General features: G+C 44.7%; 23 protein-coding genes. 14 read left to right on the top strand and 9 right to left on the bottom strand.

What is annotated here, in order from left to right:
• The first annotated feature begins 4 nt into the window (after positions 1 to 4).
• The 11 genes from KX728_RS07545 (at position 5) to KX728_RS07495 (ending at position 9,061) form a co-directional block, all read left to right on the top strand.
• Positions 5 to 229: an acyl carrier protein gene (locus KX728_RS07545; RefSeq protein ID WP_000257840.1), complete on the top strand. Its 225-nt coding sequence runs from the start codon at positions 5 to 7 to the stop codon at positions 227 to 229.
• A 117-nt stretch (positions 230 to 346) separates the two neighbouring features.
• A complete protein-coding gene (gene fabK / locus KX728_RS07540; RefSeq protein WP_215804375.1) occupies positions 347 to 1,321 on the top strand; it encodes an enoyl-[acyl-carrier-protein] reductase FabK in 975 nt (324 codons plus the stop codon).
• Complete coding sequence (fabD, locus tag KX728_RS07535; protein WP_215804376.1) at positions 1,314 to 2,234, top strand: ACP S-malonyltransferase; 921 nt, start codon at positions 1,314 to 1,316, stop codon at positions 2,232 to 2,234. The genes fabK and fabD overlap by 8 nt, the downstream gene beginning before the upstream one ends.
• 45 nt (positions 2,235 to 2,279) lie before the next feature.
• The gene (fabG, locus tag KX728_RS07530) at positions 2,280 to 3,011 is read left to right on the top strand and encodes a 3-oxoacyl-[acyl-carrier-protein] reductase (protein ID WP_001177612.1); all 732 of its coding nucleotides are present in this window, start codon (positions 2,280 to 2,282) and stop codon (positions 3,009 to 3,011) included.
• A gap of 28 nt (positions 3,012 to 3,039) precedes the next feature.
• Positions 3,040 to 4,275, top strand: coding sequence for a beta-ketoacyl-ACP synthase II (gene fabF / locus KX728_RS07525; protein WP_000774052.1), 1,236 nt, complete (start codon positions 3,040 to 3,042; stop codon positions 4,273 to 4,275).
• 2 nt (positions 4,276 to 4,277) lie between these two features.
• Complete coding sequence (gene accB / locus KX728_RS07520; RefSeq protein WP_001052306.1) at positions 4,278 to 4,766, top strand: acetyl-CoA carboxylase biotin carboxyl carrier protein; 489 nt, start codon at positions 4,278 to 4,280, stop codon at positions 4,764 to 4,766.
• Positions 4,763 to 5,185, top strand: a complete 423-nt coding sequence (fabZ, locus tag KX728_RS07515; RefSeq protein ID WP_000565515.1) for a 3-hydroxyacyl-ACP dehydratase FabZ — start codon at positions 4,763 to 4,765, stop codon at positions 5,183 to 5,185. Before accB ends, fabZ begins: the two co-directional genes overlap by 4 nt.
• An 11-nt stretch (positions 5,186 to 5,196) precedes the next feature.
• Positions 5,197 to 6,564, top strand: coding sequence for an acetyl-CoA carboxylase biotin carboxylase subunit (gene accC / locus KX728_RS07510; protein ID WP_000488665.1), 1,368 nt, complete (start codon positions 5,197 to 5,199; stop codon positions 6,562 to 6,564).
• Positions 6,565 to 6,599: 35 nt separating this feature from the next.
• On the top strand, positions 6,600 to 7,466 hold the full coding sequence (gene accD, locus KX728_RS07505) for an acetyl-CoA carboxylase, carboxyltransferase subunit beta (RefSeq protein ID WP_001173376.1): 867 nt from the start codon (positions 6,600 to 6,602) through the stop codon (positions 7,464 to 7,466).
• Entirely contained in the window at positions 7,463 to 8,230 is a 768-nt protein-coding gene (locus tag KX728_RS07500; RefSeq protein WP_215804377.1) for an acetyl-CoA carboxylase carboxyl transferase subunit alpha, read from the top strand. The genes accD and KX728_RS07500 overlap by 4 nt, the downstream gene beginning before the upstream one ends.
• A 147-nt stretch (positions 8,231 to 8,377) precedes the next feature.
• Positions 8,378 to 9,061, top strand: a complete 684-nt coding sequence (locus tag KX728_RS07495; RefSeq protein WP_215804378.1) for a CPBP family intramembrane glutamic endopeptidase — start codon at positions 8,378 to 8,380, stop codon at positions 9,059 to 9,061.
• A 66-nt stretch (positions 9,062 to 9,127) separates the two neighbouring features.
• Here KX728_RS07495 and nusB read toward each other — a convergent pair whose 3' ends face one another.
• The 9 genes from nusB to gatC all read right to left on the bottom strand — a co-directional run bounded on the left by nusB (position 9,128) and on the right by gatC (position 15,964).
• The gene (nusB, locus tag KX728_RS07490; RefSeq protein WP_215804379.1) at positions 9,128 to 9,550 is read right to left on the bottom strand and encodes a transcription antitermination factor NusB; all 423 of its coding nucleotides are present in this window, start codon (positions 9,548 to 9,550) and stop codon (positions 9,128 to 9,130) included.
• Positions 9,543 to 9,932, bottom strand: a complete 390-nt coding sequence (locus tag KX728_RS07485; protein WP_000510584.1) for an Asp23/Gls24 family envelope stress response protein — start codon at positions 9,930 to 9,932, stop codon at positions 9,543 to 9,545. Before KX728_RS07485 ends, nusB begins: the two co-directional genes overlap by 8 nt.
• Positions 9,933 to 9,953: 21 nt before the next feature.
• Positions 9,954 to 10,514 carry an elongation factor P gene (efp, locus tag KX728_RS07480; RefSeq protein ID WP_000568642.1) on the bottom strand — a complete coding sequence of 187 codons (561 nt, stop codon included), beginning with the start codon at positions 10,512 to 10,514 and terminating at the stop codon, positions 9,954 to 9,956.
• Between the two features lie 81 nt (positions 10,515 to 10,595).
• Complete coding sequence (locus KX728_RS07475) at positions 10,596 to 11,723, bottom strand: SPFH domain-containing protein (RefSeq protein ID WP_000505816.1); 1,128 nt, start codon at positions 11,721 to 11,723, stop codon at positions 10,596 to 10,598.
• An 8-nt stretch (positions 11,724 to 11,731) separates the two neighbouring features.
• Positions 11,732 to 12,448, bottom strand: coding sequence for a zinc-ribbon domain-containing transport protein (locus tag KX728_RS07470; protein ID WP_504224331.1), 717 nt, complete (start codon positions 12,446 to 12,448; stop codon positions 11,732 to 11,734).
• Positions 12,449 to 12,453: 5 nt separating this feature from the next.
• Positions 12,454 to 12,618 carry a hypothetical protein gene (locus tag KX728_RS09455; RefSeq protein WP_504223686.1) on the bottom strand — a complete coding sequence of 55 codons (165 nt, stop codon included), beginning with the start codon at positions 12,616 to 12,618 and terminating at the stop codon, positions 12,454 to 12,456.
• Between the two features lie 132 nt (positions 12,619 to 12,750).
• Positions 12,751 to 14,196: an Asp-tRNA(Asn)/Glu-tRNA(Gln) amidotransferase subunit GatB gene (gatB, locus tag KX728_RS07465; protein WP_049519382.1), complete on the bottom strand. Its 1,446-nt coding sequence runs from the start codon at positions 14,194 to 14,196 to the stop codon at positions 12,751 to 12,753.
• A complete protein-coding gene (gene gatA / locus KX728_RS07460) occupies positions 14,196 to 15,662 on the bottom strand; it encodes an Asp-tRNA(Asn)/Glu-tRNA(Gln) amidotransferase subunit GatA (RefSeq protein ID WP_215804381.1) in 1,467 nt (488 codons plus the stop codon). The genes gatB and gatA overlap by 1 nt, the downstream gene beginning before the upstream one ends.
• Positions 15,662 to 15,964: an Asp-tRNA(Asn)/Glu-tRNA(Gln) amidotransferase subunit GatC gene (gatC, locus tag KX728_RS07455; protein WP_000705419.1), complete on the bottom strand. Its 303-nt coding sequence runs from the start codon at positions 15,962 to 15,964 to the stop codon at positions 15,662 to 15,664. Before gatC ends, gatA begins: the two co-directional genes overlap by 1 nt.
• A 165-nt stretch (positions 15,965 to 16,129) precedes the next feature.
• Here gatC and KX728_RS07450 point away from each other — a divergent pair, with 165 nt between their 5' ends.
• From KX728_RS07450 to KX728_RS07440, 3 genes are all read left to right on the top strand, one after another.
• Positions 16,130 to 16,822, top strand: a complete 693-nt coding sequence (locus KX728_RS07450; protein ID WP_000468959.1) for a YwaF family protein — start codon at positions 16,130 to 16,132, stop codon at positions 16,820 to 16,822.
• A gap of 143 nt (positions 16,823 to 16,965) precedes the next feature.
• Positions 16,966 to 18,510 (top strand): peptide chain release factor 3, encoded by a 1,545-nt coding sequence (locus KX728_RS07445; protein WP_000155105.1) that lies wholly within the window; start codon positions 16,966 to 16,968, stop codon positions 18,508 to 18,510.
• A 726-nt stretch (positions 18,511 to 19,236) separates the two neighbouring features.
• A complete protein-coding gene (locus KX728_RS07440) occupies positions 19,237 to 25,293 on the top strand; it encodes an accessory Sec-dependent serine-rich glycoprotein adhesin (protein WP_215804382.1) in 6,057 nt (2,018 codons plus the stop codon).
• The last annotated feature ends 12 nt before the right edge of the window (positions 25,294 to 25,305 follow it).

Raw genomic sequence — 25,305 nt, 5'->3', positions numbered from 1 at the left:
TATCATGGCAGTATTTGAAAAAGTACAAGAAATTATCGTTGAAGAACTTGGGAAAGATGCATCAGAAGTAACACTTGAATCTACTTTTGATGATTTGGATGCAGATTCATTGGACTTGTTCCAAGTAATCTCTGAAATCGAAGATGCTTTCGATATCCAAATCGAAGCAGAAGATAACTTGAAAACAGTTGGTGACTTGGTTGCCTACGTTGAAGAGCAAACAAAATAATTAACATATTACTAGAAGGAGTAGGGGAAACCCACTCCCTCTTGTTTAGGTAATAGTTTGAAACTCAAATGATAAACTCATCGAACTATTACGTAAGCAAGGAATGATGGAGGCACTATGAAAACACGTATTACAGAATTATTGAACATTGATTATCCTATTTTTCAAGGAGGAATGGCCTGGGTTGCGGATGGTGACTTGGCTGGTGCAGTATCAAAAGCTGGTGGTCTAGGGATTATCGGTGGTGGGAATGCACCTAAAGAGGTCGTAAAGGCTAATATCGATAAAATCAAATCACTTACGGACAAACCTTTTGGTGTCAACATCATGCTCTTGTCACCTTTTGTAGAAGACATCGTTGATCTCGTGATTGAAGAAGGGGTCAAGGTTGTTACAACTGGTGCAGGAAATCCAAGTAAATACATGACTCGTTTCCATGATGCAGGAATTACAGTTATTCCCGTTGTTCCAAGTGTTGCTTTGGCAAAACGCATGGAAAAAATTGGTGCAGATGCAGTTATTGCAGAAGGAATGGAAGCCGGTGGACATATTGGTAAATTAACAACGATGACCTTGGTTCGCCAAGTTACTGCAGCTGTTTCAATTCCAGTTATCGCAGCTGGAGGAATTGCGGACGGTGAAGGTGTTGCTGCAGGCTTTATGCTTGGTGCTGAGGCTGTTCAAGTTGGTACGCGTTTCGTAGTAGCTAAGGAATCTAACGCCCATCCAAAATACAAGGAAAAAATCTTAAAAGCGCGTGATATCGATACGACTATTTCCGCTCAACACTTTGGACATGCTGTTCGTGCCATTAAAAATCAGTTGACACGTGACTTTGAGCAGGCTGAAAAAGATGCCTTTAAACAAGAAAATCCTGATTTAGAAATCTTTGAACAAATGGGAGCTGGTGCTCTAGCTAAAGCCGTTGTTCATGGAGATGTAGAAGGTGGGTCTGTCATGGCAGGTCAGATCGCTGGTTTGGTTTCTAAAGAGGAAACTGTCGAAGAAATTCTAAAAGATCTATACTATGGCGCAGCCAAAAAAATTCAAGAAGAAGCCTCTCGTTGGGCAGGAGTTGTAAGAAATGACTAAAAAAGCCTTTCTATTTGCAGGTCAAGGTGCTCAGTATCTAGGAATGGGGCGTGATCTCTATGATCGCTACCCTATCGTCAAGGAAACAATTGACCAAGCCAGTCAGGTTTTGGGTTATGACCTTCGTGACTTGATTGATAAGGAAGAAACCAAGTTAAACCAGACTCGCTACACGCAACCAGCTATTCTAGCTACATCCGTTGCTATTTACCGATTATTGAAAGAAAAAGGCTATCAGCCAGACATGGTGGCAGGACTGTCCCTCGGAGAATATTCAGCTCTTGTAGCAAGTGGTGCCTTGGACTTTGAGGATGCAGTTGCCTTGGTTGCTAAGCGTGGGGCTTATATGGAAGAGGCTGCACCTGCAGGATCTGGAAAGATGGTTGCCGTTCTTAATACTCCAGTTGAAGTGATTGAGGAAGCTTGTGAAACAGCCTCTAAAGTTGGAGTAGTGACTCCAGCTAACTACAACACCCCAAGCCAAATCGTTATCGGTGGCGAGGTGGCTGCGGTTGACCGAGCAGTTGAACTCTTGCAGGAAGCAGGAGCTAAACGATTGATTCCTTTAAATGTATCTGGTCCTTTTCATACGGCCCTTCTTGAGTCAGCCAGTCAGCAACTAGCTGGAGCCCTTGAGGGAGTGAGTTTCGCTGATTTTACTTGCCCACTAGTTGGCAATACGGAAGCTGCTGTTATGGAAAAAGATCGAATCCCAGAGCTTTTGACGCGTCAGGTCAAAGAACCTGTTCGTTTTTATGAAAGTATTGCTGTGATGCAGGATGCTGGGGTAACCAACTTTATTGAAATTGGTCCTGGCAAGGTCCTATCAGGCTTTGTCAAAAAAATTGATAAAACAGCTCAGCTAGCTAACGTTGAAGACCAAGCAAGCTTGGATGCTTTGTTAGGAAACTAATGATCCCTTCTCCCACAAAATACAACAGGAAATAGGAGAAATAGAATGCAACTTACAAACAAAAATGTCTTTGTAACAGGTTCAAGTCGTGGTATCGGACTTGCCATTGCTCACAAATTTGCCCAACTAGGCGCTAATGTAGTTTTGAATAGTCGCGGAGCAATCTCAGAAGAATTGCTGGCTGAGTTTTCAAACTACGGCGTCAAAGTAGTACCGATTTCAGGTGATGTTTCAGACTTTGCAGATGCCAAGCGTATGGTAGATCAAGCGATTGCGGAACTCGGTTCTGTCGATGTCTTGGTCAACAATGCTGGGATCACTCAAGATACGCTTATGCTCAAGATGACCGAAGAAGACTTCGAAAAAGTGATAAAGATCAACTTGACAGGTGCCTTCAACATGACGCAAGCAGTCTTGAAACAGATGATCAAGGCACGTGAAGGTGCGATTATCAACATGTCGAGTGTGGTCGGTTTGATGGGAAATATCGGACAAGCCAACTATGCAGCTTCTAAAGCAGGTTTGATTGGTTTTACCAAGTCAGTTGCACGTGAGGTTGCCAATCGTAATGTGCGCGTAAACGCTCTTGCACCAGGAATGATCGAGTCAGATATGACTGCTGTTTTGTCTGATAAGGTCAAGGAAGCGACATTGGCCCAAATCCCAATGAAACATTTTGGTCAAGCAGAACATATCGCAGATGCTACAGTGTTCCTGGCTGGACAGGATTATTTGACTGGACAAGTTCTCGCTGTTGATGGCGGACTTAGCATGTAAAAAATAAGGAAAGATATAGGTAAGACAGATGAAACTAAATCGAGTTGTAGTAACAGGTTACGGATTGACCTCTCCTATCGGAAATACTCCAGAAGAATTTTGGAACAGTTTGCAAACTGGGAAAATTGGAATTGGAGAAATCACTAAGTTTGACCACAGCGAATTTGCTGTGCACAATGCGGCAGAAGTTCAAGATTTCCCATTTGATAAATACTTTGTCAAAAAAGATACCAATCGTTTTGACAACTATTCTTTGTATGCCTTATATGCGGCTCAAGAAGCAGTGACAAATGCAAATCTTGATGTAGAAGCAATCGATAAGGATCGCTTTGGTGTCATCGTGGCTTCTGGTATTGGGGGAATTAAAGAAATCGAAGATCAGGTTATCCGTCTTCATGAAAAAGGTCCAAAACGCGTTAAACCAATGACACTTCCAAAAGCCTTGCCAAATATGGCTTCAGGAAATGTTGCCATGCGTTTCGGAGCAAACGGTATCTGTAAATCAATCAATACAGCCTGTGCTTCATCAAACGATGCCATTGGGGATGCCTTCCGCTCTATCAAGTTTGGTTTCCAAGATGTCATGTTAGTTGGTGGATCAGAATCATCTATCACTCCTTTTGCTATCGCTGGTTTCCAAGCTTTGACCGCCCTATCAACTACAGAGGATCCAACTCGTGCTTCTATCCCATTTGACAAAGATCGTAACGGATTTGTGATGGGAGAAGGTTCAGGAATGTTGGTTCTTGAAAGCCTTGAACATGCTGAAAAACGTGGTGCAACTATCTTGGCTGAAGTAGTTGGCTACGGTAATACCTGTGATGCTTACCATATGACTTCACCTCATCCAGAGGGTCAAGGTGCGATTAAGGCTATGAAGTTGGCTTTGGAAGAAGCAGAAATTTCTCCAGAGCAAGTGGCTTACGTCAACGCCCACGGAACTTCAACTCCTGCTAATGAAAAAGGAGAAAGTGGTGCGATCGTAGCTGTCCTTGGTAAAGAAGTACCTGTATCTTCAACCAAGTCCTTTACAGGACACTTGCTTGGTGCTGCAGGGGCAGTAGAAGCCATCGCTACCATCGAAGCCATGCGTCATAACTATGTACCAATGACAGCTGGTACAAGCGAGTTGTCAGACTATATCGAAGCCAATGTCGTTTATGGACAAGGATTGGAGCAAGAAATCCCTTATGCTATTTCAAACACTTTTGGTTTTGGTGGACACAATGCGGTTCTTGCTTTCAAACGTTGGGAGAATAAATAATTATGAATTTAAATGAGATCAAGGACTTGATGGCTCAATTTGACCAATCAAGTTTGAGAGAATTTTCTTATAAAAATGGAACGGACGAATTGCAGTTCAGTAAGAATGAAGCAAGAATGGCTTCTGAAGTACCAGCTCAAGTTGTTCCAGCGCCAGCTGCAGTAGCTGCAAGTCCAGTAGTTTCGGCCCCTTCAACTCCAGTTGAGAGTGCAGTGGAAGAAGCTCCAGCACCAGCTGAAACGACGGTTGCTCCAGCGGGTGATGTCGTTGAAAGTCCACTTGTAGGGGTGGCTTACTTGGCTGCTGGACCAGATAAACCTGCCTTTGTCACAGTCGGAGACAGTGTTAAAAAAGGTCAAACTTTGGTGATCATCGAAGCCATGAAAGTCATGAATGAGATTCCAGCGCCTAAGGATGGTGTGGTGACAGAAATTCTCGTTTCAAATGAAGAAATGGTTGAGTTCGGTAAAGGATTGGTACGCATCAAATGATCGATATTCAAGGAATCAAAGAAGCTCTACCCCATCGCTACCCCATGCTCCTAGTGGACCGTGTCTTGGAAGTGAGCGAGGATACCATTGTTGCCATTAAAAATGTGACCATCAACGAACCTTTCTTCAATGGTCATTTTCCACAATACCCAGTCATGCCAGGTGTTCTTATCATGGAGGCCTTGGCTCAGACTGCTGGTGTCTTGGAATTGTCCAAACCTGAAAATAAAGGGAAACTGGTCTTCTATGCTGGCATGGACAAGGTTAAGTTCAAGAAGCAAGTTGTACCAGGTGACCAATTAGTCATGACGGCTACTTTTGTTAAACGTCGTGGTACGATTGCTGTGGTTGAAGCGAAGGCTGAAGTAGATGGTAAGCTTGCAGCGAGTGGTACTCTTACCTTTGCAATTGGAAACTAAGGAGGATCTCCATGTTTCGTAAAATTTTGATTGCCAACCGTGGTGAGATTGCGGTTCGCATTATTCGAGCTGCGCGTGAATTGGGCATTGCGACCGTGGCAGTTTATTCAACTGCTGATAAGGAAGCTCTTCACACACTCCTAGCGGATGAAGCTATCTGTATCGGACCTGGTAAGGCGACAGAGTCTTATCTCAATATCAATGCGATTTTGTCTGCTGCAGTCTTGACAGAAGCAGAAGCCATCCATCCAGGTTTTGGATTTCTTAGCGAAAACTCCAAGTTTGCCACGATGTGTGATGAAGTGGGAATTAAGTTCATCGGCCCTTCTGGTGCTGTGATGGATACCATGGGAGATAAGATCAATGCGCGTGAGCAAATGATCAAGGCTGGGGTTCCAGTTATCCCAGGATCTGATGGTGAAGTTCACACGGCTGAAGAGGCGCTTGCAGTTGCAGAAAAAATTGGCTATCCAGTCATGCTTAAGGCATCGGCAGGTGGTGGTGGAAAAGGGATTCGTAAGGTTGAAAAGGCAGAAGACTTGGTCGCAGCCTTTGAGACAGCATCCAGTGAAGCCAAGGCCAATTTTGGAAATGGCGCTATGTATCTTGAGCGTGTGATTTATCCAGCTCGCCATATTGAGGTTCAGATCCTTGCGGACCAAGAGGGTCATGTTGTCCATCTTGGTGAACGGGACTGTTCACTTCAACGGAATAACCAAAAGGTCTTAGAAGAAAGCCCATCTATTGCGATTGGCAAAACCCTTCGTAATGAAATTGGTGCTGCAGCCGTTCGTGCAGCAGAATCTGTAGGCTATGAAAATGCAGGTACGATTGAATTTCTTCTCGATGAAGCGAGTGGCAATTTCTACTTCATGGAAATGAATACTCGTGTGCAAGTGGAGCACCCAGTCACAGAGTTTGTTTCAGGTGTTGATATCGTGAAGGAACAGATTCGCATTGCTGCCGGGCAACCTTTACCTTTCAAACAAGAAGATATCGTCCTACGAGGTCATGCTATCGAGTGCCGGATCAATGCGGAAAATCCAGCATTTAACTTTGCTCCAAGCCCAGGTAAAATTACCAATCTCTATCTACCAAGTGGTGGAGTTGGCTTGCGCGTGGACTCAGCAGTTTATCCAGGTTATACCATTCCCCCTTACTATGATAGTATGATTGCTAAAATCATTGTTCATGGGGAGAATCGTTTTGATGCTCTTATGAAGATGCAACGGGCACTTTATGAACTTGATATTGAAGGAGTGCAAACCAATGCAGACTTCCAGTTGGATCTGATTTCAGACCGCCGAGTTATCGCTGGTGACTACGATACTTCCTTCTTGATGGAAACTTTCTTGCCAAAATACCAAGAAAAAGAATAGACTTTCAAATAGTATGAGAACTAAAAGGGGGAGTTATGGCTCTATTTAGTAAAAAGGATAAGTATATTCGGATCAATCCTAACCGTTCCGTAAGGCAGAAACCACAAGCCAAGCCTGAGGTTCCGGATGAACTCTTCTCCCAGTGTCCTGGTTGTAAACACACCATTTACCAAAAGGATCTTGGGAGCGAACGAATTTGTCCCCATTGCAGCTATACTTTCCGTATTTCAGCTCAGGAACGCTTGGATTTGACGATTGATTCTGACACCTTTGTGGAGATGTTTACGGGTATTGAAACTCAAGATCCATTAAACTTTCCTGGCTACCAGAAAAAACTAGCTAGTATGCGTGAAAAGACAGGTTTGGATGAAGCAGTACTGACTGGTACAGCTAGCATCAAGGGACAAAAAGTTGCCCTTGGGATCATGGATTCAAACTTTATCATGGCTTCTATGGGAACCGTTGTGGGTGAAAAAATCACGCGCTTGTTTGAGTATGCAACGGTAGAAAACTTGCCAGTCGTTCTCTTCACAGCTTCTGGTGGAGCCCGTATGCAAGAAGGAATCATGAGCTTGATGCAGATGGCTAAGATTTCTGCGGCAGTTCAACGTCATTCCAAGGCAGGACTTTTTTACCTAACTATTTTAACCGATCCGACAACAGGTGGGGTGACCGCTTCTTTTGCTATGGAAGGGGATATTATCCTAGCTGAGCCACAGAGTTTGGTTGGTTTTGCTGGACGTCGTGTTATCGAAAATACAGTTCGTGAGACCTTACCGGATGACTTCCAAAAGGCAGAATTTCTGCTTGAACATGGATTTGTTGATGCAATTGTCAAACGGAGAGAATTGCCTGAAACAATTGCTAAATTAGTAAGATTGCATGGAGGAAGTCGCGGATGAATAGTGCAAAAATAGTCAGAGAGGCACGCGAGCAGAGTCGCTTGACTGCACTTGATTTTGCCAATGGAATTTTTGACGAGTTTATCGAATTGCATGGAGATCGCTCTTTCCGTGATGATGGTGCGGTTATCGGTGGAATTGGTTGGTTAGGTGACCAAGCAGTAACTGTCGTTGGTATCCAAAAGGGGAAGAGTCTTCATGATAACCTCAAACGAAATTTTGGGCAACCACATCCAGAAGGCTATCGTAAGGCCTTGCGCCTGATGAAACAGGCAGAAAAGTTTGGCCGTCCAGTTGTGACCTTTATCAATACGGCGGGTGCTTACCCAGGTGTTGGTGCCGAGGAACGTGGACAAGGTGAAGCAATTGCCCGAAACCTGATGGAAATGAGTGATCTCAAGGTTCCAATCATCGCGATTATTATCGGTGAAGGAGGATCTGGTGGGGCCCTAGCTCTAGCCGTAGCTAACCGTGTCTGGATGTTAGAAAACTCAATCTACGCCGTTCTTAGCCCTGAAGGCTTTGCCTCTATCCTTTGGAAGGATGGAAGTCGTGCTATGGAAGCAGCGGAGTTGATGAAAATCACTTCACACGAACTTCTAGAAATGGGAATCGTAGACAAGGTAATCTCAGAAGCAGGGCTGTCAAGTAAAGAACTGCTAGGTTGCGTTAAAAATGAATTGCGTGCAGAACTAGATAGGTTGCAAGAACTACCACTCGACCAACTTATCGAAGAACGTTACCAACGCTTTAGAAAATACTAAGAAAATTTAAAAGCTAGAACATTTTGTTCTAGCTATTTTGATAATAGAGCATGGATAAACATGAATACTCTAGATAAATAAGAAAAACAATCAATGGTCTATCCTCTATATTGCCCTAATAGAGAGTTTACCATTAGGAGAGAAAGAATGAAAAAGACAATACATTTAGGAATCTGTATGATTTTAATGTTCCTGTACATTTATTTAACGCCATTAGGGGCTATAACTCTAGCTAGAACCTTTGGTTTAGGAATGGACAGCTATATAATCTTCCTAGTTGGAGAAGTGTTGCTTATTTTCTTTTTATTCGTTTTGTGGTTGAAAAAGAAGAAGATGCTCTTTATCTTCGACAAAAAGGATTGGCACTGGTCTTATCTCGCTTTCTTGGTAGGTTGTTTCCTTATCTATTCTTTTTTAAATGGATTTAGAATGCAGAATATTCGATTGATTGACCATAGCTTTATTTTCCAAGACCTTCTTTCAGAACTATACTTAAACGGGAGAGAAACGACTCTATCAAGTCTTATATTTTTAATCTTTAACATTTCGATTGTACCTGTTGTTGAGGAGACAATCTATAGGGGTTATTTTATGAATACCTTCTTTCCGAAGTCGGAGTTTTATTTGGATGTGATCTTGTCTTCTTTCATCTTTGGGCTCAGTCACTTGGTTCTATCTCATCGTGACCCCATCAGTCTCATCATTTATAGTATTCTTGGTCTTCTATTTGCAGTCGCTTATCGAGTTACGGGTAGTCTTCGATTTACCATTGTTTGTCATAGTTTCTATAATGTTATTCCCTATGCTCCGTCGATTTTATTTTATATTTAATATTTGATTTTTAGATGGTAGGAAGTAAAGAAAAAGTGTTTGATAATTTTCAAACACTTTTTCTATTTACTGTTCTTCTGTTACAAACTGGCTGAGTAGTCCGTTGATAAAACGGGCAGATTTTTGATCTGAGAAGTCCTTTGCAAGCTCGATAGCTTCATTAACCGCAACCAGCTGTGGAGTGTCAAATGAAGTGATTTCAAAGACTCCCAAGCGAAGGAGGTTTCTCTCCACGATCGTTAAACGCTCGATGGTCCAACCTGCTTTTAAATGCTGTGTGATTTGCTTGTCCAGTTCTTCCTTTTTAGCCTGAACACCAGAAACTAGCTCTGTCAAAAAGGCTGGAAGTTGCACATCCGTATCTTCACGATCATGAGTATAGGCGAAACGACAAGCAGTTTCGACATCCGTACCGAATTCAAGGCTCATGAGAGCTTGAAAAGCGCATTTACGGAGTTGGCGTCTAGATTCTAATAGTGGACTAGTCATTGAGGAAGTCCTCGTCAAATAGATCTTTCAATTCTGGTTTTGGTGTTTTATCTGGGACGATACCTGCAACGTGAATATTGATAGCAGCGAGTTCTACATCAGCCATATTGCGGACTGCATCTTTAACAGCTTTCTGGATAGCAACAGCTACCTTAGGAACTTTTACTCCGTACTCAAGGTAGAGATAGATATCTGCTGTGAGTTCTTCGTCCACGTTTTTTAGATAAACACCACGGCCGAGTGAAAGTTTTGAAAGGGTGTCAGATACTGATTTGTTTGAAAAAGAGTGAACACCCTCTACTTTTGCAGTAGCAATAGCAATGATTTTTTCAAGTACACGTGGGGCGATAACGATTTCGCCAAGTTGTTCTTCAATTCCCATAGAATGACCTCTTTCTAGAGATTAGGCACGAGAAACGTAAGTTCCTTCTGCAGTGTTGATAACGAGTTTTTGTCCTGCTTCGATGAAGTCTGGAACGTTTACGACAAGTCCAGTTTCCATCGTTGCTGGTTTACCAGAACCTGTAACAGTAGCACCTTTGATAGATGGTTGAGTTTCTGCAACTGTCAACTCAACAGTAGTAGGAACGGTAACACCAATCACTTCAGTTCCGTAGAATTGGATCTTCACTTCTGAGTTTTCAAGGATGTAAAGCAACTCGTTTTCAACGTTGACTACAGGAATTTCGTATTGGTCGTAAGTTTCTGTGTTCATGAAGTAGGCTGTGTCATCCATTTTGTACAAGTATTGAGCTGGGACAGTCTCGATGATAGCTTGTTCAAATTTTTCCTCTGGACGGTAGCTTGTGTCAAATGTAGAACCAGTACGGACATCACGTAATTTCATACGCATGATTGTGTTTCCTTTACCTGGTTTGTGGTGGCTAGCTTCCAAAACGCGGATCAATTTTCCGTCAGCTGTTTCAAAGGTCATACCAGCCTTTAATTTACTTGCTTCAATCATGTTTTTACCTCTTTAATAAAATAATTTACTCTTTATTGTACCATAAAAGACAACATTACTCAAATGTCAGAAGGAGCTTAATTAGTTGACTGGTACGATATTTCCATCTTCGTCTTTGGTAACGAGGACGTATTTTCCATCGACTTCGATGTAAAAATTCTTGCTGGCAGTTTGTCCAGTGTTTTGAGCAGGTGCTTGATTTTGGACTTGTTGGCTTAGTTGACCACCGAGAGTTTGGCCAAGATTCATGCCCATAAACATGTTCATCCCATTGCCATTTCCTTCGTTGGCAGCTGCAGCAATAAGCGCTTCGTTACGAGCACGGCGTTCTTCGATTTCAATCGTGTTGTACTTCATTGCCACGAGCTCGCTATCAAGCTTGCGAACGATATCTAGACTTTCTTGGTCGTAGCTGAGGTCTTCAAGCAAGATATTGGTTGCTTCAATCCCGTAGAGGCCTGTCCAAACCTTGTTGACCTCTTGTTTAGCGAGTTCGTTAAAGGTGTCTTGGTTGGCATTGAGGCTATAGATATCAACCTTGTTTTCGTTGGTGTATTTGGCAATGGCAATCGCGATTTTCGGTGCGATATTTTGACGGAGCGTTCCTTGAGCTACATCTTGGAGAGTAAATGGCTGTCCGTCAGTAATTTGACGGCTAACAGAACTCACGTAGAAGAGGACTGGGTCTGCTATTTTTACATCAAACAAGCCATAGAAACGGATGTTAAGCAGTTGTTGGTAACGTTCGCTGAAGTATTCGACCGCATTTTGTGTGCCGAACTTATTGCCTGCAATAGGTTGCATGCGGATAAAGATAATTTCCTGTTGGGTGATGACTTGTCCACCAAAAGAGAAACGGTTTTTAAAGTTTTCCCAAGTGCCCTTTAAACCACCTTTTTCAAGGAGCCAGGCATTATCACCAGCTTGCCATTCGTGGCTACCAGCTTCGAGAACTTCACCAAGGAAGGTACCGTTGTTTACCAAAACAGCGCTATAGCCTTGGGGAACGATAACCACACTGCCATCCGACAAGAGTCCAGTATTTTGATTGCTGTGACGAGAACGTCCATCTGGGTCTTTTGTGAGTAATTGTCCCTTGACGGCCAAGGCATCGCCAGAGACATTATCTGGAAGGACAATGGCTTCCTTGAATTTACTATCATTAAAACTATTTAAGCCTGCTGATAAGGCTGCACGTATAAATCCCATAATTCCTCCTAATTATAAAGCTCGTCTTCATCCACAACATCATAGGTATCCAGTACCCATTGGTTTGGACTGCGAGAGAGATTGGCACCACAGTAGTCGCACTCACTAACTGCAGAGATTTTCAATGGGGCGCCACAGTTTGGACAGTGGTCGCTCACAACTTGGTCTGGATTGACTGCTTGCGTTTGGCTACCGTGTTGACGGATAAAGTTCAATTGATACACGGTGAAGAGATCCTTTTTAGGATCTCCTTCAAGGACACGAAGAGTCTCATCGTCAATGACATAGTCCCGCAAGGTAGATGACAGAATCACCACTAAGGTATCGTTTCCGTCAGGATTTTCAATGAACTCCTTGATGCGAACATTTTCGATACAAACTTTCTCTAAAACATTAGTTGTTTTAGCTCGAATATGGTCCTCAAGTTGGGTACTATGTTGAGAGTAGAGACTGGTACTTTCCAAAGCGCGGACAGAGTTCCAATTTTTCTCAGTCCAGGCAACCTGCAATTTAAGGTAGACTTCCTTAACCCAAGATGTGAAGGCTTCCGCGTCAAAGTTCGGATCTCCGTATTTCACACGGCTAATGGCCAGTGTGTTGTGTTCAACTCGACGATGGAGCGTTTGATAATCATTACTAGTGTAGGTTGAACTCGAATCTCCAGACTTATTCTGCAAGGATTTGACGATAACAACTAGTATGATTCCTCCGACTAATATGAACATAAATCCTAGGTAGGGAGAGCTAGCAGAACTGTCAGAGGATGATCCATATCCAGAGCGGTAGTAGTGGTAGGATGATCCACCAGAACGACTTCCACCTCCACTTGAGCGGCTGCTACTTCTGGAGCTACTGCGGCTGCTCCCTCCACTTCTGGAATGTCCGACACCCGCATCAACGATTTGAGGCACGGATAGAAAAACAAGTAATAAACAGGTCATTAAAAGAGCATAAAACTTTTTCATGTGTCTCCTAACTATATGATTGGAAAGGTAGTTGGCTAGACTACTGGGTGGCTACTAGCGAATTACTCACTTTCTTTCAACTTCGCCAATTCCTGTGCAAGGAGTTTAAGGGCAACTTGTGGATTGGCTTGGCCTTTGGTTGCCTTCATAAGGAATCCTGTGAAGGCCTTGTCTGCGTTGCGTTTGCCTGACTTGAAGTCGGCAACGGCAGCTTCGTTATCCGCAAAGACTTGGTGGATGATTGGAATCAGAACATCTGGATCTGAGATTTGGACCATACCTGCTTTTTCCACGTATTCACGCGCGCCACCACCATTTTTAGCTAGGTGGACAAAGACTTTCTTGGCAATCTTAGAAGAGATCGTGCCGTCTTCGATGATGGCAATCATTTCTACCAAGTTTTCTGGTGTCAATTCGATTTGTTCTAGTGTTTTACCTTCGGCGTTCAAGAACTGAGCAACTTCACCTTGGAGCCAGTTAGAAACTTGTTTGGCATCGCCACCGAGTGCAACAGCTTTTTCAAAGAAGTCAGAAGTGACCTTATTTGCAGTCAACTGACTAGCATCGTAGTCTGACAAGCCAAGGTCAGCAACGTAGCGAGCACGGCGTTCTTTTGGAAACTCTGGCAATTCTGTGCGCATTTCCTCAATCCACTCATCTGAGATTTCAAAGAGGGGTAGGTCTGGTTCTGGGAAGTAGCGGTAGTCAGCAGCGCCTTCCTTAACACGCATGAGGATGGTTGCCTTGTTAGCTTCATCGTAACGACGTGTTTCTTGGCGAATTTGACCACCTGAGCGAAGGATTTCAGCCTGGCGTTGGACTTCGTATTCGAGACCCTTACGAACGTTTGAGAAGGAGTTGAGGTTTTTCAACTCAGTCTTGGTACCGAATTTTTCTTGACCATAAGGACGAAGGGAGATATTGGCATCCACACGCATAGAACCTTCTTCCATCTTAACATCAGAAATTCCAGCGTACTGGATGACTTCCTTTAGGGCAGTTAGATAAGCATAGGCTTCTTCTGGGGAACGCATGTCCGCTTCAGATACAATCTCAATCAATGGCACCCCTTGGCGGTTGAGGTCAACATAAGAGTAGCCATCTGTACCGTGGGTGTTTTTACCAGCGTCTTCTTCCAAGTGGGCGCGTTCGATACCGATTTTCTTGGTCGTACCGTCTTCTAGCTCCACTTCAATCCAGCCGTTGTAGCCGATTGGCTCATCAAACTGAGAAATTTGGTAGGCTTTAGGATTGTCAGGATAGAAGTAGTTCTTGCGGTCAAAGTGCATCTTCTTATGGATGTCCATGTTAAGAGCGAGTGCAGCCTTGATACCAGCATCGACAACACCTTTATTGAGAACTGGTAGTACGCCTGGGAAAGACCAGTCAATCACGTTGGTATTGGCATTTTGGTCATTTCCAAAGTGGGCAGAAGTAGGTGAGAAGATTTTTGAATTGGTGTTGAGCTCTACGTGGACTTCAAGTCCAATGACTGTTTCAAAGTTCATTAGTTGTCACCTCCAAAAATCACGGGTTGTTGTTTGTGGTAGTCTGTTGTTGCTTCAAAAGCAGCAGCAGCTTGGTAAATGGTCTCTTCTGAGTATTTAGGACCGATCAATTGGAGACCGACAGGTAGACCCTGAGAGAATCCAGCAGGGATGGAAATTCCTGGGAGACCTGCTAAGTTGACTGGGATGGTCAAGAGGTCAGCCAAGTACATGGCAACTGGATCATGGTTGAGTGAATCCAAGTCATAGGCAACACTAGGAGCAGTTGGTCCCAAAATCAAGTCGTAATTCGCAAAGACTTTTTCGAAATCTTGGATGATGAGGGTACGGACCTGACCAGCTTTCTTATAGTAGGCATCATAGTAACCTGATGAAAGGCTGAAAGTACCTAGCATGATACGGCGTTTTACCTCTTCACCGAAACCTTGGCTACGGCTGTTTACATAGATTTCATCAAGATTAGTCGCATCCTCTGCGCGGTAGCCGTAACGGATACCGTCAAAATGTTGCAGGTTTGAGGAGGCCTCTGATGAAGCGATGATGTAGTAAACGGCAACACCGTATTTAGAGTGAGGAAGGCTGACTTCTTCGACGATAGCACCAAGTTTTTCAAAGTGTTTGGCTGCACTCAGAATGGTTTCCTTAACCTCTGGATCAATCCCTTCACCAAGGTATTCCTTAGGCAAAGCAATTTTTATTCCCTTGATATCTTGGCCGATTTTTGAAGTAAAGTCAGCGATGCGGACAGGAGCAGAGGTAGAGTCTTTGGCATCTTCGCTGGCAATCGCATTGAGCAAGAGGGCATTTTCCTTAACAGTTGGAGCAAAAGGTCCGATCTGGTCTAGCGAACTACCGAAGGCAATGAGACCGAAACGAGAAACTGTTCCGTAGGTAGGTTTGAGACCAACGATCCCGTTGAAGGCAGCAGGTTGGCGGATGGAACCACCCGTATCAGAACCAAGTGACAAGCGGACTTGTCCAGAGGATACAGCTGCGGCAGAACCACTTGATGAACCACCAGGAACCTTGTTGTGGTCCCAAGCATTTTTAGTAGCACCATAGTAAGAAGTCTCACCAGAACCACCCATGGCAAACTCGTCCATGTTGGTTTTCCCAACGACAATCATGCCCTTGGCTTTTGCATTGGCAACGGCTGTCGCATCAAAGATTGGCTCGTAGTTGTAGAGCATTTTTGAGGCTGCAGTTGTCAGGATACTGTCTGTAGAGATATTATCCTTAACAGCCAGTGGAATTCCTGAAAGGACATTATCCGCGTCGATTCCAGCTTCATCAATGGCTTTAGCTTGAGCAAGGGCTTGTTCTTCAGCGATAGTGACAAAAGCGTTGATAGCTGTCTCGCGAGACTTGATATCTTCAAGCGTGGCTTGTGTCAATTCAGTTGCAGAAATTTCCTTAGAGACAAGGAGGTTGTGCAAGTCTTCAATCGTTTTGTTATTAAAAGTCATTAAGCATCTCCTCCATCATCTAGGATAGCTGGTACCTTGATATAGTAGTTGTCTTTTTCAGGTACGTTTTTAAACAAGCGGTCACGGTCAGTTCCTTCTTCGGCCACATCAGGGCGGAGTACGGTCTTACGGTCGGCCATAGTCGTAGTAGGTGCGACACCAGTTGTGTCGACTTCGCCCAGCAATTCAACCATGTCAACAATTTTAGACAAGGTTGTCGCAAAGGCAGCAGTTTCTTCTTCAGAGAATCTTAATTTTGAAAGATTGGCAACGTGTGTTACCTCTTCTTGCGTAATTTTCATCTTGCATCCTTTCGTGAAATGATGATTTTTAGTCTGTTCTATTTTACCATATTTTCCTATAAATAAGGGAGCCAAACTGAAAAGAAATAGAAATTGAAAAATCGCTTTTAATTCGCTATAATGGTTAAACTAGAGAATAGAAAAAATAAGAGTTAGGATAGAAATATGTTCCATCAATTTATCACCAGAACTCAGACAGTCCCTCCTCCCATTTCGCTCTTTTGGTATGGGATTATGATGCTCCTATTAGTGCTTTGTATTTATGGAGCGCTTGTTTATCACAAAAATCCGAAATTTGTCCGCTTGTTTAAGGGGATTCAGATCCTCCAGTTACTAGCCCTATATAGCTGGTATGTTGGTTTTGGGATTCCATTTTCTAATAGCCTTCCATTTTACCATTGCCGTTTGGCTATGTTTGCGGTGGTTTTCTTGCCAGATAAATGGCGGAGCAAGCAATATTTTGCCCTCTTAGGAGCAAGTGGAGCGGTCTTTGCTTTGGTTTACCCTGTTTTTGACCCCTATGATTTCCCCCATATCACCAGTTTTTCATTTTTGATTGGGCACTATGCCCTTCTAGTGAATTCCTTGGTTTACTTGATGAATCACTATGACAAGACCTTGCTCAAGAAATATATGATTGTGGCCTATACCTTTATTCTCAATCTCTTTCTAGTTGGGGTTAATCAGGTAACGGGTGGAAATTATGGTTTGTTAAGAGATACCCCGTTTATCTCGAATGCTCCTCTATGGCTAAAGTACCTTCTTGTGTCCGTCATCCTCTCACTGGCTCTGGTTCTCTTTGATATCTTGTTCAAGAAACGGTGGAAAAAGAGAAATCAGGTGAAATCTGTGCTCTAGCTCGCCTTTTCATCGGATGAGCAATTGAAAAACTCCCCAAAATCCGCTATAATGGAGAGTTGAAAGGAATAGTACAATCCAATGTAAAAATTATTCTTAGCTACTGAAACAACTAAAAATAGAGAATCAAAGAAAGAGAACTTATGACTATTCAAGAAGAAATCAAGAAACGCCGTACCTTTGCCATCATCTCCCACCCGGACGCTGGGAAAACAACCATCACTGAGCAGTTGCTCTACTTTGGGGGCGAGATTCGTGAGGCTGGTACGGTTAAAGGAAAGAAAACAGGGACTTTTGCCAAATCTGACTGGATGGATATTGAGAAACAACGTGGGATTTCGGTCACTTCATCTGTGATGCAGTTTGACTACGACGGCAAGCGCGTGAATATCCTCGACACACCAGGGCACGAGGATTTCTCAGAAGACACCTATCGGACCTTGATGGCGGTGGATGCTGCGGTCATGGTCGTAGACTCTGCCAAGGGTATAGAGGCTCAAACCAAGAAATTGTTTGAGGTTGTGAAGCACCGTGGCATTCCAGTCTTTACCTTTATGAACAAGCTGGACCGTGACGGTCGTGAGCCACTGGACCTCTTGCAAGAACTAGAAGAAGTCCTTGGTATTGCGAGTTATCCAATGAACTGGCCAATCGGGATGGGGAAAGCCTTCGAAGGCTTGTATGACCTCTATAACCAACGCTTGGAACTCTATAAAGGAGATGAGCGTTTTGCCAGTCTGGAAGAAGGGGATAAGCTCTTTGGAAGCAATCCTTTCTACGCTCAGGTTAAGGACGATATCGAACTGTTGCAAGAAGCAGGGAATGAATTTTCAGAAGAAGCTATTTTAGCGGGTGAATTAACACCAGTCTTCTTCGGCTCAGCTTTGACAAACTTTGGGGTGCAGACCTTCCTTGAGACTTTCCTTAAGTTTGCTCCAGAACCACATGGCCACAAGAAAACAGATGGCGAAATTGTGGACCCTTATGACAAGGATTTCTCAGGATTTGTTTTTAAAATCCAAGCCAACATGGACCCTCGTCACCGTGACCGCATTGCCTTTGTCCGTATCGTATCAGGTGAGTTTGAGCGAGGGATGAGTGTCAATCTGCCTCGTACTGGTAAGACTGCCAAACTATCTAATGTCACTCAGTTTATGGCCGAAAGTCGTGAAAATGTGACCAATGCTGTTGCAGGTGATATCATCGGGGTTTACGATACCGGTACTTATCAGGTTGGAGACACCTTGACGGTTGGAAAAAACAAGTTTGAATTTGAACCCCTTCCAACCTTTACACCTGAGATTTTCATGAAAGTTTCTGCTAAGAACGTTATGAAACAAAAATCCTTCCACAAGGGTATCGAACAATTGGTGCAAGAAGGAGCCATTCAGCTTTATAAGAATTACCAAACTGGCGAGTACATGCTAGGGGCTGTGGGACAACTCCAGTTTGAAGTCTTTAAGCACCGCATGGAAGGCGAGTACAATGCAGAAGTTGTCATGAGCCCAATGGGTAAAAAGACTGTTCGTTGGATCAAGCCTGAGGACTTGGACGAGCGCATGTCCTCAAGCCGCAATATCTTGGCCAAGGACCGTTTTGACCAACCTGTCTTTCTCTTTGAAAACGACTTCGCCCTCCGCTGGTTTGCGGACAAGTATCCAGACGTAGAGTTGGAGGAAAAAATGTAACTCAGCACCAACAATTGGAACTAAAGTTCCTAATTGTTGGACGCTAGTCGCTATTTGGCGAACTAGCTAACTGCCTTACTAACTACGTTTGGCAAATAGAATCGATTTGCCAAACTCCGTGTCGTAGTGTAAAATCGGCTTACCTAAACGCTTCACTAGGAAAAATCCACGAATATTATCGATTCGTGGATTTTTCCGTCGTAACCACGTTTTACAAATGAAATCGATTTGTAAAACTCAGTGTCGTAGATTACGGCTATTAATTAGTATGGCATTTTGCTTAAATGCGACGTAAGAAAAGTCCTCGAATGTTTTTGATTCGTGGATTTTTTTGTTGGAAAGGATAGAAAGTTACCTCGGCTACTGGCCTCATTAATTCATTTGTGAAACTGACTTTAAATACTCTACTTCTAAAAGTCTGTGGATGCTATTGATTCATGGACTTTTTCTATATTTTGAATAAAAATCAATTCCCTGAGTGATTGGAATTGATTGCTAAAATTTTAAAGCATTTAGAAATGTTTAAAAATAAATAAAATATATTAACAGAACAATAAAATGAAGATTATATTGAAAAAACAGAATAGATTTGAAATAGAGTTATTTTTGAAATCATTTTCTTTCTTTAGAGTGTGTTATAGATATTGAATTGTCGGTATATTTGGTATATAATAAGGAGATAGTTTTTATAGGTGAATAGATCTTTTTCAAGTTGAGGGGATGAACATGTTTTTTAGACGCCAGAAGGGTGAATATAGAGAAACAGACCGTGTAACTCGGTTCAAATTAATCAAATCAGGGAAGCATTGGCTACGGGCCTCGACTTCCCTTTTTGGCTTATTTAAGGTGATGCGTGGAAGTGCGGATACGAGCCAAGTAAAGACAGAAATTGTTGAAAAGCAAGAAGGTCAGAAGTTGACCGGCTTGGATGTCTTGAAAGGGATAGCAGCTACGGGGACGATCTTAGGTGGTTTTGCTGCGACGCAAACGCGTGTTTATGCCAATGATGCAGTCGCTGTTGAAAAGACTGTCGAATCAAAAGATACCCTGGCGACGAGAGATTCAGTAGTGCTAGGGACGACACAGGATCATCAAGATGCTGCTAGCTTGTCTTTGTCTACCAGTCAAAGCCAGTCATTGTCAGAATTCAATTCGCAGAGCGCCAGTCAATCTGCCTCTACGAGTCAGTCTGTCAGTGCCTCAAGCTCTTCTAGCATGAGCCAGTCGATGAGCCAATCTGCTTCTACTAGTCAATCCTTTGCAAACAGTCAAAGTGTAACTGCTAGTTCAAGTGAATCCCTTGGGACACAAAATCAAGCGAATAGTAATCTGTCAGAGAGAGCTTCAGTTGGTGTTCAAAGTCAGTACCAAGCAAGTGAGTCAGCTCGGGAGACAGTGAAAGAATCACAACCTTCGAAAGAATTAAAAGCAGTTGATTTTTCTACAGAATCCTTGCCTCAAAGTCAGTCTGGTCGTGTAAAGAATGAAGGTGTGACGGCTGAATCGAGTCTCACAATGACTTCCCTAGCCTTGACAGAAAAGCAAAGTGAAGAAAAACGGAAGAAATTAGAGGCTTTGTCTGCTGAGATTGGGCAGTTTCTAGCTCAAGCTCAGGGGCTTCCAAACTCGGATGAGGCGATCACGAAGGCTAGTCTAGCGAAGAATGAGATAGCAGATGCCTTGAAAGGGGAGCTTTCTGATTTTACTTCTATTTTGAATAAGGCTACAGAAGCTCGAAATAGCATTGCAAATGCTGTGTTACGTGCCAAGTCTGGACTTCGTGACAGCAGAAACGGACAAGCTTTGACCAAAGCTTCAAATACCGCTAGCTTCAGAGCTGCTAGGGATACTGAGAAGCCAGAACTTCAGAAAATAACCGTTACAGGTGGCGCAGTTCTAGAAGGACAAAAATTTAAAATTTATCGAGAAGAAAATTTTTCTGCGACCATTGAGTTTACTGATAACAGTGGTCGAATTGAACATGCAAAATTTGTCCCTACTGCTGTTCCCGCGGCCTATCCGGCTACTTCAACTGTTGTCTCATTCACTACGAGTAATGGTCAAAGTATCAGAATGATTGTTCCGACAGATAGGCTAGCGAAGGATGGAAATGCGACAACAACCAATCCTTTCACCGTTTCAATCACGGGTTCTGTTGGAAAAAATCAAGCAGTAAATAGTTTGTGGACCCGTTATGTTTTCACCTATGATCAGGAAGGTAATTTTAGCGGAAATACTACTGACGTAGGTCTTGTAAAAGATTTAACAGCCAACCCTGCCGCAATTCAATTTGAAGTCCATGCTCAGTCTGAAAAGTACGAACCAGCCATCAATGCTGAGGTGAATCGAAACTTTACTCTTACGACAAATTCGGGAACAATCTCTGTTGGTGAAGCTAGTCAGTACATCACGAATGCCCAAGGGACTCCGGAGTTTCCTACCTCAGGAATTACTAAGGGAACTAGAACAACCTATACTTGGAAATCTGGAACCAATACAGATTTACCAGCTGGTCGTCATCAGTTAACAGCCGTGGTAACTTATCCAGATGGAAGTACGGATGAAATTGACGTGAGCTTTACTGTGCGTCCTCAGACGCCAAGGATAGAGAATCAATATCTTAACGAAAAAGGTGGGCTCTCAAATCAAGCGATTACGGTGGATGGGGTTGCTCCAGGTGGGACAGTTACTTTAACAATTGCAGGTGAAACATTTACCAAACAGGCAACGGGGAGTTCTACTAGTGTAACCTTTACTGCAACTGACTTGAAGAAAGTATATGATCGCAATGGAGGACGACTTCCTAGTGGACCAGTGACTGCTAGTACGACAGTGGATGGTTTGGTTTCAGATGTGTTTAATGGACAAATTACGCCAAATCAAGCGTCAATTTCAGTAAGTAATAGCCAGTCTGCCTCGGTGAGCTCGAGTGAGTCAGCCTCGGTGAGCTCGAGTCAGTCAGCGTCTGCAAGTTCGAGTCAGTCCGCTTCAGCGAGTGCGAGTCGATCAGCTTCAGTGAGCGCAAGTCAGTCTGCTTCAGTAAGTTCGAGCCAATCAGCGTCAGCGAGTGTCAGCCAATCCGCTTCAGTGAGCGCAAGTCAGTCTGCTTCAGTAAGCTCGAGTCAATCCGCATCTGCAAGTTCGAGTCAATCCGCTTCAGTGAGCGCGAGTCAGTCAACTTCAGTAAGTTCGAGCCAATCAGCGTCAGCCAGCGCTAGCCAGTCAGCGTCAGCAAGCTCGAGTCAGTCTACCTCAGTAAGTTCGAGTCAATCAGCGTCAGTGAGCGCTAGCCAATCAGCATCATTGAGTTCGAGCCAGTCAGCGTCAGCTAGCGCTAGCCAGTCAGCGTCTGCAAGCTCGAGTCAGTCAGCCTCAGTAAGTGCAAGTCAGTCAGCGTCTGCAAGCTCCAGCCAATCAGCTTCAGTAAGCGCAAGTGAGTCCGCATCGGCAAGTGCAAGTGAATCGGCTTCAGCCAGCGCGAGCCAGTCAGTTTCAGTAAGTTCGAGTCAATCGGCTTCAGCGAGTGCTAGCCAATCCGCATCAGTAAGCTCAAGCCAGTCCGCATCAGTAAGTTCGAGTCAATCCGCCTCAGCGAGCGCTAGCCAATCAGCATCATTGAGTTCGAGTCAATCCGCATCAGTCAGCTCAAGCGAATCGGCTTCAGTAAGTGCCAGCCAGTCAGCTTCAGTAAGCGCCAGTCAATCCGCTTCATTGAGTGCTAGTCAATCTGCTTCAGTAAGTGCGAGTGAGTCAGCGTCAGTGAGTGCCAGTCAGTCTGCATCTGCAAGCTCCAGCCAGTCCGCTTCAGTCAGCGCAAGTCAGTCAGCTTCAGTCAGCGCTAGTCAATCAGCGTCTGTAAGCTCAAGTCAATCGGCTTCATCCAGCGCTAGTCAATCTGCGTCGGCAAGTTCGAGTCAATCGGCTTCAGTGAGTGCCAGTCAGTCTGCATCTGCAAGTTCGAGTCAGTCAGCTTCAGTCAGCGCTAGTCAGTCCGCCTCAGTAAGTTCGAGCGAATCGGCTTCATTGAGTGCTAGCCAGTCCGCCTCAGTAAGCGCAAGTCAATCCGCCTCAGCGAGCGCAAGCCAATCCGCTTCAGCGAGCTCAAGTCAATCAGCCTCAGTGAGCGCAAGTCAGTCTGCCTCAGTAAGCTCGAGTCAATCTGCATCATTGAGTGCAAGTGAATCTGCATCAGCGAGCTCGAGTCAATCGGCCTCAGCAAGTGCAAGTCAGTCTGCCTCAGTGAGTGCTAGCCAATCAGCCTCAGCGAGCTCCAGCCAGTCAGCCTCAGTAAGTTCAAGCCAGTCAGCTTCAGCGAGTGCTAGCCAATCAGCGTCAATGAGTTCAAGTCAATCAGCGTCAGTGAGCTCTAGTCAATCGGCTTCATTGAGTGCTAGCCAATCCGCTTCAGTAAGCTCCAGCCAATCAGCATCCGTGAGCGCCAGTCAATCAGCCTCAGCGAGCTCCAGCCAATCAGCATCCGTGAGCGCCAGTCAATCAGCGTCTGTAAGCACAAGCCAATCCGCTTCAGCCAGCGCGAGTCAATCAGCCTCAGTAAGTTCAAGCGAATCTGCATCTGTAAGCTCGAGTCAATCTGCATCATTGAGTGCAAGTGAGTCAGCATCAGTAAGTGCTAGTCAGTCAGCTTCAGCGAGTGCTAGTCAATCCGCTTCTGTAAGTGCGAGTGAGTCAGCCTCAGCGAGCGCAAGTCAATCAGCCTCAGTAAGTTCAAGCGAATCAGCCTCAGCGAGCGCTAGCCAATCCGCTTCAGCGAGTGCAAGTCAATCAGCATCAGTGAGCGCAAGTCAGTCTGCCTCAGTAAGCTCGAGTCAATCTGCATCATTGAGTGCCAGCCAGTCAGCTTCGGTAAGTGCCAGCCAATCCGCTTCAGTAAGTTCGAGCCAATCCGCTTCAGTGAGTGCCAGCCAGTCTGCGTCCGTAAGCTCAAGCCAATCCGCTTCAGTGAGCGCAAGTGAATCAGCATCATTGAGTGCAAGTCAGTCTGCTTCAGCGAGTTCGAGTCAATCTGCATCTGCAAGTGCAAGTCAGTCAGCGTCAGTGAGCGCAAGTCAGTCTGCCTCAGTCAGCTCAAGCCGATCTGCATCAGTAAGTGCCAGTCAATCCGCTTCAGCCAGCGCGAGCCAATCCGCTTCAGTGAGCGCAAGTCAGTCAGCATCGGTAAGTTCGAGCCAATCCGCATCATTGAGTTCGAGTCAATCTGCATCTGCAAGCTCCAGCCAATCAGCCTCATTAAGCTCGAGTCAATCAGCATCAGTAAGTTCGAGTCAGTCAGCTTCAGTGAGCGCAAGTCAATCGGCGTCGGCAAGTTCGAGTCAGTCAGCGTCTGTAAGCTCCAGCCAGTCTGTCTCAGTAAGTTCGAGCCAGTCAGCATCAGTGAGCGCAAGTCAGTCAGCATCAGTAAGCTCGAGTCAATCAGCTTCGGCAAGCTCAAGTGAGTCAGCATCCGTAAGTTCGAGTCAATCTGCATCATTGAGTGCCAGTCAATCCGCATCAGTGAGTGCCAGTCAATCCGCATCAGTAAGTTCGAGTCAATCCGCCTCAGCGAGCTCGAGCCAATCCGCCTCAGTGAGTGCTAGTCAGTCTGCTTCAGCGAGTTCGAGTCAATCTGCTTCAGCAAGTGCCAGCCAATCTGCATCGGTAAGCTCAAGTCAATCAGCATCCGTAAGCTCGAGCCAATCCGCATCAGTAAGTGCCAGTCAATCCGCTTCATTGAGTGCCAGTCAATCCGCCTTCGCGAGCGCTAGCCAATCAGCTTCAACGAGCGCAAGTCAATCAGCTTCAACGAGTGCAAGTGAATCTGCATCAGCGAGCTCGAGTCAATCAGCGTCAGTGAGCTCTAGTCAATCCGCTTCATTGAGTGCCAGCCAATCCGCTTCTGTAAGTGCAAGTCAATCAGCCTCAGCGAGCTCCAGCCAGTCAGCGTCAGTAAGCTCAAGTCAATCTGCCTCAGTAAGTTCGAGTCAGTCAGCGTCAGTGAGCTCGAGTGAATCTGCATCAGCAAGTTCGAGCCAATCCGCCTCAGCGAGCGCAAGTGAATCTGCATCAGCAAGTTCGAGCCAATCGGCTTCAGCAAGTTCGAGTCAGTCAGCCTCAGCGAGTGCCAGCCAGTCTGCCTCTGTAAGCTCCAGCGAATCCGCTTCAGTAAGCGCAAGTGAGTCAGCCTCAGTCAGCACAAGTGAGTCTGTATCGGCAAGTTCGAGTCAATCCGCTTCAACAAGTACTTCAACTTCTGCAAGTATGCTAGCGGACGAGTTGGCGTTGGAAAGTGCTTCGATCTCAACAAGTACTTCATTGAGCGAATCTACTTCAACGAGTGCATCACTCTCAGCTAGCGTATTAGCCAGTGAATCTGCTCTAACAAGTGCCTCGATCTCAGCAAGTACATCAGTGAGCGAATCTACTTCAACGAGCGCATCACTCTCAGCTAGCATGTTAGCCAGTGAATCGGCTCTAACAAGTGCTTCGATTTCAGCAAGCATGTCAGCGAGCGAGTCAATGTCGATTAGTACTAGTCTCTCGGCTTCAGATTCTATTAGTAGATCTGCGTCAGCAAGTGCTCTGGTATCTACTTCAACAAGCACCTCTCTCTCAATGGCCAGCATTGCAAGCCAAGGTCAATCCGCTTCAAGCAAGCCGAAACAAGTCTTGCCAAATACAGGAGCGTCGACTTCGGTAGCATCTGCTTTGTTGGGAGCATTGGCAGCTGTGACAGGTATCGGTCTTCTTGCCAAGAAGGATCAGAATGACGATCAAGAAAGTCATTGATAAGATATAAAA

Origin of the sequence: Streptococcus oralis, assembly GCF_019334565.1 — a bacterium.
GTDB lineage: Bacteria > Bacillota > Bacilli > Lactobacillales > Streptococcaceae > Streptococcus > Streptococcus oralis_CR.
Note: the sequence above shows the minus strand (reverse complement) of the source record. Positions and strands in the feature narration are given on the sequence as shown.